A 13,310-nucleotide genomic window follows, 5' to 3' on the forward strand; every position below is an offset into this window, starting at 1 on the left:
CGTAGCTTTTTTCTTATTTCTTGTCACAGACGTCGCCTACTTTCAAAAATCTGATCCTTAAAATCCATGGATTTGGTTAGCATCACATTAGTATTTTTTCCCCGGTTGTGCAAGTTAAAAAGGGTTACTGTTCTTTATCAGGATCAATGCCCACAGACAAAACTGGCAATGAATCATCAGGAGGTACTTTATTGATACGCATTTTATTTCTTATGGCAATGATTAGCTATATATTGGCCACTTTGTTGCCGCAGCAGCAAATCTTGAATCAATCCGTTTCGGTTCTGTGCATGCTGATCGTGCTCTTCAGCTTGCGCCGTGTGCGCGGACTGGCGATGGCATTCGGCTTGTCTTTCTTATGCTTAGGCAGTCTCATGCTCCTCATCAGCCATGCAGCAGCAAGCTCATTTCTTTTGTCGTTCGGCGAAATGATTCAAATGGTCACGCTCTTTACAATGGTACCAATTCTTGCACTTCCGATTCGCCTCGGCCGCTACGCACAAGAGCTCCATCTCATCATCAGAAAAAAGGTGGGCAGCCCGTCTCATCTTTACAGGCTCATTTCATGTATCGCTTTTTTCTTCAGTTCCTTCATGAATCTGGCTGCTCTTCCGCTTGCTTATCATGCCGTTGCTTCATCAATAGATTATTTTCGCATTGAACATAAGAGCCGCTGGATCAACTGCGCCATCACTCACGGCTACGCGATGCCGCTCTTATGGAGTCCGATCACGCCGATCGTCGGCACCGTACTCTACTTGACCGGGACAACTTATGCACAGATTCTGTTGCCGCTTATCTTATTGAGCATTTGCGGCTTATTGCTTGATTGGCGGCTCGCCGGAAACGGAACATCCCGCTTAGACTATGTTTCAGCAGAGCAGGAAACGGCCGTCGCGCGTGCTGAAACCGTCCATTCCGGCCAGCCCAGACGCAAACCCTGGCAGATCGCTGCGGCCGTACTGGCACTGAACGGTGTGATCCTTTTGCTTGATCACCTCTCTTCATTCAGCTTTCTATTTTTGGTTAGTGTGATTGTTTTCCCGTTTGCACTGCTCTGGTGCTGGTTAATTGGCCAAGCCCGCCCATTTTTCACTCGTGTTAAGGACCATTTCTCAACCTATATTCCCCATATGCAGAATCAATTTTTTATTTTCCTGACCGCCGGATTTTTTATCACGGCGCTTCGCATCTCGCATACCGATACGGTGATTACTCAGGGGGTGGAGGTTTTGATCCAGTTCACCGGATTGAGGGCGTTCCTTGTGCTTCTGCCGCTCATTCCATTCCTGCTGGCCTTCATTGGTCTGCACCCTGCAGTTGGTCTTGCGCTGATTGCCGAAGCGCTTAAAACGCAAGCGCTGCTTGATGCACCAATCGTAGTTACCGTTGCCATGCTTGGCGGCGCAATTCCCGCCTTTCTGATGGGCCCTTACAATGCAACGCTCGGCATGATGGCTGCATTAATCAATGAAAAACCTCTGACGCTCTCTAATTGGAACTTTCCGTTCACATGGCGTTATCTGCTCCTGTTGACCCTCTTCGTACAGCTGCTCTACCTCTGTTTCAGTACGTAATGCAAGTCCGGCAACTTGTAATGAATCAAGCTGAATTCGGAACGCATCAAAACTGTAACGAAAAGGGTTGCTTCTCCCAAGTTTTTCGCGCACTACAAAAAGCAGATGCAATGGCGCACCTGCTCCATACGTATTTATTTTTTGAATTATTTATCCTGAGCTTTCTCGACAAACTGCATATCGACCAGCTTGCTGTATTGATAACCGTGCGTATAAATACCAGTTTTCTTTACGACATCCATTGGTTTTGCAACGGAAGCTTTCGTAATATAACCGTCCTTGCTCCAAAGATTGTCTTTGTAAGCGCGATCCATGGCTGCTTTCAAGCTCGCGTCCGGGGTGGTTGGGAATTCTTTTTTGAGTACCTTGTAAGCCTCTTCTTTATCTTCATTGACCACTTTCAGCCCTTTAAGCATTGCGTTGACAAACTTTTGAACGGTTTCAGGGTCCTTTTTGATGGTCGATGCTTTGACACTGACGACCGAATAAGCGTAGTCACCCAGACTCGGGAAGCCGTAGAACGGTTCGTTCCAAGCGCCTTTTTTAATCCCTTCATTGATTTGCGGTTCCCCGCCGTTCGCTATATCCGCTTTGCCTTGTGACACCAGTGATACAACGGCCGCTGCATCTGCCGGCTCATCGAGTTTCACGTCTTTATTCGGGTTCAAACCGACGTTCATGAGCAAATAACGGGTGAGTAGATTCGGGCTGCCCCCGTAGCGTCCGGCCGCAATCGTTTTGCCTTTCAAAAATTTGGCAAGTGCTTCGTCACTGCTTCCGCTCAGTTTCAATTTCTTGTTCGCCATTAAGTAAACATTGGCACGATTGACGACATTGACGACGGACGTAATCGGGTCTTTGCTTTTATAGTTGGCAATCTGATTGGATTCCGGTCCGCCAATCACGCCCCAGGCATCACCGCTGACCACCGACGTCACGTGGGCGCCGCCTGTTGCCGTCACCGCCTTAACGTTTAGGCCTTCTTCCTTGAAGTAACCTTTATCAATGGCAACATAGAGCGGCAAATAGGCAATTAAATGTACCGGTTCGGCGATAACTAAGTTCTTGGTCTTTTGTTTCGACCCATGCGATGCGCATCCGCTCAGCACGAGCGCAGCCAGAAGCAGCAGGCTCACAGCCCATTTTAATCGTTTCATTGTATGCATTCCTCCGATTAAGATTTAGGGGTTCTCCCTTTCATCAGCACATGTTCCAACCAAACGGTCCCTAAGTACATGACAATCGACAGAATGGAAAGAACAACCACGCCTACCCAGACAAGGTCAATATCAAGCACTTGGCCGGCATATAGGATCATGCGGCCGATGCCTTGTCTGGAGCTGATAAATTCACCGACAATGGTTCCCGCAAGTGCAAGCGAGATGTTGATTTTCAAGATGCTGACAATCCATGGTAACGTTGTCGGCACCACGACTTTCATAAAAACATGGCGACGTTTTGCGCCAAGTGAAACGAGCATTTTCTCAAGGTCTTTATCGACATTTTCGACGCCGCTGTATGCGGCAATGGCTGCGACGATGATCGTCATCAAGAAGGCGAGCACCACCTTAGAATCAAAACCAATTCCGAACATGATGACCAAAACCGGTGCAAGAGCAAGCTTTGGAACCGCATTAAAGGCGATTAAATAAGGTTCGAAGATACGTGAATAGAGATCCGACCACCAAAAAGTCAGTCCAAGCAGATAACCGGCCGCCGTTCCTAGGATGAAGCCAAGGATGGTCGATCCGGAGGTATATGCTAAATCCTGAAGCAGATTCCCCTGTACGATTGCCTTCCATCCAGTACGGACGATCGTACTCGGGCTGCTCCAATAATAGCTGTCCAGCCATCCAATCCGGCTAGATAGTTCCCAGAAAACAATAAGCAGCACCCCAAGAATGATTTGACCGACAATCGCTCGCCGGCGCAGTTTCGTCTGCTCGACGGTTGGATCTTCAATGATCAACTCACTTTTGTCTTTTTCTTCCAACACAATCACCTCCATTCTCGGCAAACTGTTCCCCGTATTTAATGCAATTTCATTCCGATATCCGCTCTTCACGAAGCATTAAAAGCAGCTCCCGCTTCAATTCAAGAAAACGGTCGTTCATCAATGTCTTCTCATTGCGCGGCCGCAGCAGATCAACCTCAATTCGTGCCTTAATCTTGCCTGGGCGATGCGTAAACACATAGATTTCATCCGACAAGTAAATCGCTTCATCAATATCATGGGTAACAAAAAGAATGGTCTTCTTAAAATCCTGCCAAATCTTAAGCAGCCAGTTCTGCATCTGCATCCGTGTTTGTGCATCGAGCGCGCCGAATGGTTCATCGAGCAGAATCACATCTTTGTCATAAAGTAGCGTACGAATCAGTCCGGCTCGCTGCCGCATCCCACCGGACAATGCATCGGGATGGTCGTATTCAAACCCGCCAAGTCCGTAATGGCGAAGCATCGGCAGTGCCCGCTTACGTGCTTCCTTTTTCGGAACGCCGCGAATCTCCAAACCGATAATCACATTGTCTAGAATCGATCGCCATGGAAGAAGCAAATCCTTTTGCAGCATGTAGCCGACGTGGCCGCTTTCCCGGGTAATATCGTTGCCGTCAAGCAGCACCGTGCCGCGGGATGGTCGAATCAGCCCGGCGATAATATTAAATAAGGTTGACTTGCCGCAACCGCTCGGACCAATGATGCTGATAAAGCGCCCGCTTTCGACATGCATGTCGGCTTTTTCAAGCGCGCACATCGGCTCACCGTTTTTTTTGTAATATTTGCTGCAGTTCACAATCTTGAGCTCACTCATACATGACCACTTCCTTTCGCGGCTTGCGCAGCCTTTTCATTAAAGCAGCGCATCCAAATGAACAGCCACGCGGGATTCGATCCGCTCAATCGTAGCGGCGATCGATGCACGCGCTCACGTTCACTAAATTAGGCTCTAATCATGGTATATGCAGCAAATGGGCGCCATGACACTGATTTAAAAAGGAGAAAGGTCATTACTCGGGAAAATGGTCTCGCCAATGCCTTCATTTCGTTACGGACAACGCACCGGAAACATGTTAGGCTTAATGGGATAACAAATAATGGGAGATGATGATCATCGAAACCGAACACGCCCCCATCCTATCCATGGAAAAGCTAACCATGAGTTATAGCGGCACTCCGGTATTAAAAGGGGTCAATCTTGAGGTAGAAAGCGGACAGGTCATTGGCTATATCGGACCAAATGGCGCTGGAAAAAGTACGACCGTACGCATTTTACTTGGACTTCAACAAGGCTACGGCGGAACGGCGCGCCTGTTTGGCGAGGATATTAAAACTTCCGGCATCGCCTACAAACGGCGCATCGGCTATGTGCCGGAAACCGCCGAGGTCTACGATATGCTCACCGCGCGTGAATATCTGGTCTTTACCGGCGGATGCTACGGACTCGATGCTGCGAAAGCCGAAAAAAAGGGGCAGCAGCTCATGAATCAATTCGGACTCGCTAATGTTTTCGACACCCGGCTCTCTTCCTTTTCGAAAGGTATGCGGCAAAAAGTACTGATCATCGCCAGCCTGCTCCATAATCCCGATCTGCTCTTCTTCGATGAACCGCTCAGTGGTCTTGACGCAAACAGTGTTCTCGTCTTCAAAGAAATACTGGCTAAACTTGCCGAAACCGGAAAAACAGTCTTCTATTCCTCACACATTATGGACGTCGTCGAGAAAATCAGCGATCGAATCGTCCTGCTCTATGACGGACAGATTGCCGCAGACGGGTCTTTTGAAGAACTGAACGCGCAGAATAAAGAAGGAAGTCTTGAAGACCTGTTCAATCAGCTAACCGGATTTCATCAGCATGCGCAAATTGCCGAAGACTTCGTGTCGCTTGTGGAAGAGGTGTGACCGATGAAGGAAAGTCGTTTCTTAAAAATCACGGACTTGATGCGCCCTGTCTTTGAAAAGTTAGGCGTCAATTATGCAGTGATGCGCCATGTGCTTGCCGTTAAGTTGCTGATGGATGCGCGCCGGATGCCGATTGTCCTTGCAAGCGGCAGGCAAAAAAAGAAAAAGGACAGCAATTTGTTTCTCAAATCACTATGGGTTTATGCTCTAGTCGGCTTGTTTGTCGTCCCGTTTATTTTTCTTAGCAGTGATTACTTATTTAAAACCAGTCTGATTTTCGCCATCATCCTGTTTATGGTGATGACCGCAATGATCGCCGACTTCTCGTCGGTGCTGCTCGATACCCGTGACCAAGCCATCCTGTGGACAAAGCCGATCGATGCGCGAACGTTGCATGCCGCAAAAACCGTCCACCTTTGCATCTATCTGATCTTGCTGACCGGGGCGCTCGGTCTGCCAGCGGCAATCGCCGGGTTGATGCGCTTCGGTTTGGGATTCTTTCTTCTTTTTCTCTTGAATTTGATTTTTATTGATCTGATTTCCTTATCTTGCACGACGTTTGTTTATTTACTTGTCCTTAAATTTTTTGACGGTGAACGGCTAAAGGATATCATCAACTACGTGCAAATTTTTCTTTCGCTCGCGGTTGCGGTTGGCTACCAGTTTGTTATACGCGCTTTTGACGTGACAGCCACACATATTACGCTCACCCCGGCCTGGTGGCAGCTGTTTGTTCCGCCGCTTTGGTTGGCCTCAACCATTGAATGGGTGATTGGCGGGCAGCGAACCGCTTTCCTTAGCCTGCTTGCACTACTTGGCCTGCTGATGCCGTTTATCCTTTTTTCCATTTACCAACGATTCAGCAACGCCTTTGAGCAAGCCGTCATCAAATTAACCGTGCAAGCGGGAAAAAGCAGAACGCAATCCGGAAAGCTAAATCACTTACTTGGCAAACTGCTCTGCCGCAATCTGGAAGAAAGAACGTTCTTCCGTTTCTCTTCATTAATGATGAAACAGGACCGTACCTTCAAGTTAAAAGTCTACCCATCACTTGGAATGGCGCTTGTTTTTCCGTTTATCTTTCTCATTAACAATTTTCACGGATCTTCCTGGCATCAGATTGGCCAAGGATCAGGATTCTTTTACGCGTATTTCAGTCTGCTCGTAATTCCAACGGCGCTGATGATGCTGCGCTGCTCAAGTACCTTCAAAGGCGCTTGGATCTACGGCGCAGCACCGATTAAACAGCGACATTCTATTTTTTCCGGAGCGCTCAAGGCAATGATCACGCAGCTCTATTTGCCTGCTTATTTCCTTTTGTCCGTCGTTTTCCTGCTTCTTTTCCGATGGACAATCATTCCTGATCTCATCGCTATTTTACTGACTGCATCAATCTTCACCATCATCTGCAGTCATTACTGTCTGGGCGAATCGTTCCCATTCTCCGAACCGTTCGATGCGCAGCCATCAACGGGAAACTTTATGGTTTTATTCCTGTTTCTGATTGCCGGTCTGTTTGCTGCCGCTCACGCGATCGTGCGCGCCATCCTTCCCGGTTACGGTGTGTTTATCTACATTGCGTGCCTGCTGGCTGCCAATTTACTCGTTTGGAAAACAGGATTGAGAGGAAAAGATTAAGAGAAGGAACTCCATTCGAAACAAACAAGGCAGCCACATCGTCGAAAAGCGACGGGTGCGGCTGCCTTGTTTTTAAATGACTCAAACATATATTTGTGAGTATTTGCTTTTATATTTAAAACCAAACCTACAGCAACCATATTGATAATTAAAGAACTTCCCCCATAACTTTGGAATGCACGAAAAGAGTGTAATTGGTCAACTAAAATAATCAAAAATCGCTGCTGGATAAAAACGAATAGTTTTAATGAGGTGGTTGTGTTGCTAGTTTTTCCATACAGTTACACTGCGTCTATCTTTGGGGGGATACTGGGTCAACACTAAATCAAAATTTAGGTGTAGAAGCTTGTATTCAGTTGATGCTGGATCGTCTAGTGACCTACGCATGCGAACATAGGTCATGCTGAATCAGTGTATCAACTGCATAAGTACAAGTATAAAAGCCAAAAAGGAGATCAAGTTCTTTTCGGCTTTTTTAAATGGGATTGTCTACTGTGTCACAAAGTTCATTCAGAAACATCATGTTACACCAATCAGCAACGTGAGAACTATTGACCGATATTTTTTGTATCCTGCTTAAGTGGATCAACCGTATTGCCATTCTTATCCATAATCTGTGTCTTTGGCTGATCTTGTTGAGCTGTTTTGATTACAACAGCACTTCCAATTGCGCCAAGAATCAGCACAGCTAACACGACTAGCCTGACCCTGAAAGTGACATCAATAACTTTCTTCATAGAAGTGCCCTCCCTCTATTAAAAATGTCTATTCCAATCACCGTAAATCATATAACCTCAATTGTAAATAGGATCAGACAGCCAAAAGAATGTGTCACTGTAGATAACGGTGCCATCTGGATTGAAAAATGAATACAGTTGCGTCACTATCCCCCTATTACTTGCCTGTTAATCCCAGAATTTATTTTTATAACTAACCGACCTGCCAACCTAAAAACATTAGGGTACGTCCATTCCCATAAAGCAGCTCACCCATTTTAATACCCGTTCGGGTCATGTATAATTAAGGAAAATAAAACTTTTGGAAAATACGAATCTCATTAATTGTTTACCCAATCATCAATAAAGGAGAGTCCTATGGAAAACCAACAAATTATCGACACCTATAAAAAATTACTCGCTTTTGCTGATGAAGATGATAGTGATAAAAAAATCATTACTTATTTACGAACGCTTGATACAGATCGGTTACAACAACTGCTCACGCTTTATGACTTCCCTAAATACAGTTCCTATTCCACTATGCAATCGGTATTTGCTGCCGGAACAATTGTTGCTGCAACATTTTCTTTTCCAACCGTTAATGACCTTAGATTAATTGCGCTCAAAGTTTTTTACTCGCTTTTCATTTCAATAGCAGCATTTGTGGTGATGATTCTAAAAACTTACGAATCAAGAATAAAGAAAAAGGCTGCTTTGTCAGCGAAATTTTTTAAACAAAAGAAAGTACAAACATGTATCACGTTTGTACTTAATGAGAAATACAAAAAGATTAGTTGAACGCATTAACAAAATTTTGTAAAAGCAACGCTAAGCCAACCAAGGCAGCACCAGTCGCAGTAGCAGTCAATAGAGCTGGCGCAGTAACCCACAGAACCACACCTAAGAGTACAATTACAAGTGCGACCCCTGCATCAACAATCAAGTCTACAAAAAATGAATTGTAATTTGCAAATTCATTCTCAGCGGGCACTCTTGCGCCTTCTGGAACGCTTGGATCATTGTAATCAATCGTGTACGTTATTGAAACGGACAAGACTGTTTGATAGGTCTCCGTCACAGGTATACTGTCCAAACTTGTTGAGATGGTATAGCTTACTGTATTTGCAGGGGTATCATAAGAGACTTTATTCACAATATATCCTGAATTTGTTGCTGAGGCGATACCATCCATCGTTGATTGATATTGCTCTGAGTTTGGTACTTCAACCTTTTGAGTTAAGGCCGTCAACCCTTCAGTAAATGGATTCTGAACTTTACCATTTTTTATAGTCAGAACATGATCAACAGGGTTAGTTGGTTCAAGCGATTCAGACAATGTGATCGTAACTTTAAGTAACCCGGTGCTAATTTCAAATGGAACGTCATACTGAATTTTGGGCGGAAGTTCAAAATTTTCAATAGCAGAGATGTTTTTCTTAATTTTGTTGAAAGCATTAACTCTGGCTGCATCTAATTCATCTTGAGTTGGAGTAGTATTCACAGACTCCTTAACATAGTTGATCCCTTTGTCTCTATCTGAGTACCCATCCATGTCCACTTCTACAAAGCCTAATGTTGCGTTACCAACTGTGATGGTGCGGAATTGATCGTAACTCCAATTGCTAGGCATTTTGAATCCTAGATTTCCACTCCAGCCGGTGGACATATCGGATACAAAACTTTTCACCGCATAGCCAGCTTCTGTTACTCTTGAGCAGACATTTCTTGTCCCGTAAACACCAATTCTGTAATTAGGGTAATTATCACTGGTAAATCGCTTTTTCAATCCTGAAAAATATGGAATAATATTTGACGTTATTTCTCCATCAAGGGCATCAGCATCAACAGCGAAGTAAATAATCGTTCCCTCAGGAAGACCCAATTGAACGGCTGCATTAATTGCTGAAATTGCATCGAATACTCCCTGAGTTTCATTAAAATAATTAATACCTCCATCTTTGGGAAAATCTTCATAGATAGGAAAAGCATTTAGTCCGGCATCAAAAATATAGTTCAGCTCTTGTCTCGTTAATGCTTTTGAAGTAGAGCCGCCAACTGTTCCCGTTAAGTATCTTCCCACATAACTAAATCCGGCTCTTTTAAGCACTTGTGCTGTTGAAGCGGTTAATCGTGTGGCTGTATCGCATGCCAAGGCATCACGGTTTGTATCTCCTGCACTTGATAGAAGTCCCTTAATCGTTGTCATGTTTGCGATCCCGGTTTCAGGTAATACCATAAAACTCTGAAATGATTTTACAGCTGACTTCACTGATTCTGAATAGATACCGTCAAAGGCTCCATTATAGAAATCATTAACACAAAGCGCATATTGTAGAATTCTCACAAATGCTTTTCGTGAGTCCCCAGGTTGTAACGTCGGGCATTTGCTTGTTGTTGATGGGCCAAATGCACCATTAGCTACTGACGGTGATAAGCCTTCCTCGGCTTGAAGGGCATAAATTAAAGCGGTGTTGGTTTGTCGGCCGTAAAGTCCATCGCAAGGTTGCAGTCCTGTATAGGCTAAATAGTCGTGGTTCAGATTTTGTTGAATCGTTCGAATGCGGCTATTTCCGCCTGGTACGAGAAATACCAATGTCTCAAAGTCAACTGACTTTTGAGACATTCTCACTTCACCGTAAAAGGTAGGCTGATATTACACAATTAAAGTTCTAAGCCATTATCCTCCTATATTATCTGTTAATCTCAGGACTTTTTACGGTCCTTGCCAATTCCAGTACATTATGACAAAAAAAAGTAGACACAAAAACATCAACACACAGGGTACTAATATTAAAAATGTGAGATATTTGAAAATTCCTTTTGGGGACTTAATTGCTAAAATCGTACTTAGTACAATCCCCAAAAATACCGAGAATGTCCAAAGTATATTTTCTGAATTTTTCACAAAAAGGAAATAAAAAGAAACACTGGCGCTGATAAATGAAATGAAACCTAGATATTTTTTAATATTTAACCACCCACTTTCTTCTGTCCAATGTTACTTTTATACTATAATTTGCTCCATATGAAGCAAACAGTTTATTCACTTTGTACCTTTTCTAGTACTATATCGACAAAAGCACCTGCAATAATTTGGCCTTCTTCATCTGAATAATAGGGTACATTCATTCCCATAGAACCTCTAAGAGCCTGTCGGATAGCCCAATAATCATTATCACCGATCATTATTTTCTCTGCATTATTTCGCAGAGCGGACTCATTTCCATTAAATCTATTTTGATAAAAATGACTAAATCGAGTAAAAACTTCGCTCTCGTTATATTCATTAACTGCTGTTAAAATAGGTTTTGTTCTATCCATTTTTAGTATATAAGCAATGTTTATTGCATCAATATCTGCTAACAAATCCGAGTAACTTAAATTACTTTTTAATATTTTTGAGCCAATATAATCACGTGCGGCCTGATAGGTTCGCTCGTTTAGATTTCCAGTGTACTTATCTTTTTCCCTGTTTTCAAAAATATTTGCCGTTGCCGTAAATAAATCCCCTCCCCATCCTGCAAAATCTGTTGTTGAATCTTCAACAATTGGAAGAGTATTATACAGTAATGCTGATAGTGTGGCCAAAAGATGCGGTGAATCAATTATATCAGATTTTGAAACTGGATCGGTTTCCATTACAAAACTATTGTCTCCAATCGAATTATTTACAAATGTTTCGAAATCTTCATTAAAATCGCCGGATGTCATCGTCCACGATACGCCTTCATATCTTCCTCTTCGATAATAATTAGTTGTAAGATAATTAGCATCCTCAATATTTCTATCAGCATACTCAAGAGCTAAAAGTTGAATCTGACCAAGCTGTTTATAAAATTCCTGATTAAAATTATCTGAAACCTCTATTCTGGAAACCCCATGATCACGTCCGGACTTTATATTATTATCAATTTTAATTAATGAATCTCCAGAGCCGATATTAATCGTTGAAATTTGATCAAAAGCCCAGTTTGTTGGTAATGGATATCCTAAATTAGCACTAAAGCCTGTAGACATGTCACTGACGAAACTTGTAGCTGCCCAACCTCTATCAGATACCTGTGTACATACATTTCTTGGCCCATAAACACCTATTTCATAGTAACTATCAAGGTAATTCATTTGCTGATTAATTCCTTGGAAATAGGGAAGGATATTATTCGTTATTTCATTACCTAAAGCATCAAAATCTACAGCAAAATATATTGTGGTGCCGCTTTTAAAGCCATAGTTTTTTGCAGCAGTGTAGGCATCTTGGACATCAGCTTTCCCTTGAGTTTGATTAAAATATTTTGCCTCATTACCAACGGTTTGATAAATTGGAAATACGGTTAATCCATTATTAAAAATAACATCTAACTCGTTTGGTTTGATTTTTTTATCAATTCCTTCTACAACATTTACAAGATAACGCCCCACCGTTTTATATCCAGCACTTTTTAATGCCTGTGCTCTAGGATAAGTAATTTCCGTGACACAGTCACAAGCTGTTCCCTTACGATTGGGATCCCCCTTGCTCTGAAGAAGAGATAACCAAGTTTGCTTTCCAGCAATTCCATCAGCTGTTAGTGCAACAAAATTTTGAAATTCAATAACAGTATTTTTCATCCCATTTCCGTAAATTCCATCAAAAACTCCCGAATCATAACCATTAACATATAATGCATATTGTAATAATTTAACGAATACCCCATTACTTCCAACCTTTAAAGTTGGCAGTCGTTCTGTTGTTGCTGGACCAACAGAACCCGTTTGCTGTTCCGGATCAATGTCTTCTTCCGTCTGAATGCCATAAATTAAAGCTCTGTTTGTACCTCTTTGATATTGGCCATCTGTTGGTTGAACACCAGAGGTTGTGTAATAATTGTAATTGAGATCCCGTTGCATCTCTCTAATTCTTGGATCACCATCAGGAACCTGAACATAGGCATCCATGATTAAAAATGCTTTAAAAATATAGTCATAAACCTTCCCATCTCTAATTGGTAGCCCTGCATTCGTTTGAAGTTTAACTACTTCTCTTTTCGTTCCTTCTCCAAAAGTTCCGTTAATAGCACCTGGACCATAACCTTTACAGTACATAGCTGATTGAAGTATCTTCACAATATTGATGCCCTTCTGATCAACCGGAACACTACCCATCTCCATCTCGCCCCACTGTCGATAAGCAGTGGCTGTTCCATCTCCGAAATTATCGGCTGGAGTACCAATTCCCAATTCAATTTGTAAAGCCCTCGTTAGGGCGTACATTGTTGACCACCCCGTTTGTCCGGTTGTTGGGGCTGGAACATATCCTGTTATCCCAGAATAAGTATCGTTCACCCATAGTTGCGCTTCTAATACCATTTCATCCATCAAATCACCCACTTAAGTTTTTTTAATCACTTACACCTCAATGTGTCTCTCAGAAACTTGTTTTGTGACGACGTTTTCCACGAAAGTTTTGCAACGCCTTTATTCGGGCTACTATTCGACTTA

10 protein-coding genes are annotated in these 13,310 nt (G+C 43.2%); 4 read left to right on the forward strand and 6 right to left on the reverse strand.

Translation table 11 applies throughout. The annotated features are described in order from the left end of the window. Positions 1–191: 191 nt before the first annotated feature. The gene (locus tag K7399_RS12425; RefSeq protein ID WP_223362316.1) at positions 192–1,577 is read left to right on the forward strand and encodes a hypothetical protein; all 1,386 of its coding nucleotides are present in this window, start codon (positions 192–194) and stop codon (positions 1,575–1,577) included. A 146-nt stretch (positions 1,578–1,723) separates the two neighbouring features. Here K7399_RS12425 and K7399_RS12430 read toward each other — a convergent pair whose 3' ends face one another. The 3 genes from K7399_RS12430 to K7399_RS12440 are packed head-to-tail and all read right to left on the reverse strand — an operon-like array spanning position 1,724 to position 4,387. Further along, a complete protein-coding gene (locus K7399_RS12430) occupies positions 1,724–2,743 on the reverse strand; it encodes an ABC transporter substrate-binding protein (protein WP_081791819.1) in 1,020 nt (339 codons plus the stop codon). An 8-nt stretch (positions 2,744–2,751) separates the two neighbouring features. Continuing rightward, positions 2,752–3,570, reverse strand: coding sequence for an ABC transporter permease (locus tag K7399_RS12435; RefSeq protein ID WP_223362317.1), 819 nt, complete (start codon positions 3,568–3,570; stop codon positions 2,752–2,754). 49 nt (positions 3,571–3,619) lie between these two features. Further along, entirely contained in the window at positions 3,620–4,387 is a 768-nt protein-coding gene (locus tag K7399_RS12440; protein ID WP_223362318.1) for an ABC transporter ATP-binding protein, read from the reverse strand. Positions 4,388–4,677: 290 nt separating this feature from the next. Between K7399_RS12440 and K7399_RS12445 the strand changes: the two genes are divergently transcribed. Both K7399_RS12445 and K7399_RS12450 read left to right on the forward strand, forming a co-directional pair. Then, positions 4,678–5,475 carry an ABC transporter ATP-binding protein gene (locus K7399_RS12445; protein ID WP_223362319.1) on the forward strand — a complete coding sequence of 266 codons (798 nt, stop codon included), beginning with the start codon at positions 4,678–4,680 and terminating at the stop codon, positions 5,473–5,475. A 3-nt stretch (positions 5,476–5,478) separates the two neighbouring features. Continuing rightward, positions 5,479–7,113: a hypothetical protein gene (locus tag K7399_RS12450; protein WP_223362320.1), complete on the forward strand. Its 1,635-nt coding sequence runs from the start codon at positions 5,479–5,481 to the stop codon at positions 7,111–7,113. Between the two features lie 548 nt (positions 7,114–7,661). On the opposite strand, the gene K7399_RS12455 is transcribed toward K7399_RS12450, so the two are convergent. Further along, complete coding sequence (locus K7399_RS12455; protein WP_139692242.1) at positions 7,662–7,850, reverse strand: hypothetical protein; 189 nt, start codon at positions 7,848–7,850, stop codon at positions 7,662–7,664. 357 nt (positions 7,851–8,207) lie between these two features. On the opposite strand from K7399_RS12455, the gene K7399_RS12460 reads away from it, so the two are divergent. Next, on the forward strand, positions 8,208–8,630 hold the full coding sequence (locus K7399_RS12460; protein ID WP_223362321.1) for a hypothetical protein: 423 nt from the start codon (positions 8,208–8,210) through the stop codon (positions 8,628–8,630). Here the strand turns inward: K7399_RS12460 and K7399_RS12465 are convergent. Continuing rightward, positions 8,623–10,455 carry a glycoside hydrolase domain-containing protein gene (locus K7399_RS12465; RefSeq protein WP_223362322.1) on the reverse strand — a complete coding sequence of 611 codons (1,833 nt, stop codon included), beginning with the start codon at positions 10,453–10,455 and terminating at the stop codon, positions 8,623–8,625. The genes K7399_RS12460 and K7399_RS12465 overlap by 8 nt on opposite strands. A gap of 416 nt (positions 10,456–10,871) precedes the next feature. Then, positions 10,872–13,187 (reverse strand): glycoside hydrolase domain-containing protein, encoded by a 2,316-nt coding sequence (locus K7399_RS12470; RefSeq protein ID WP_223362323.1) that lies wholly within the window; start codon positions 13,185–13,187, stop codon positions 10,872–10,874. Positions 13,188–13,310 lie beyond the last annotated feature (123 nt).

This window comes from Sporolactobacillus terrae (assembly GCF_019930545.1).
Classification (GTDB): Bacteria; Bacillota; Bacilli; order Bacillales; family Sporolactobacillaceae; genus Sporolactobacillus; species Sporolactobacillus terrae.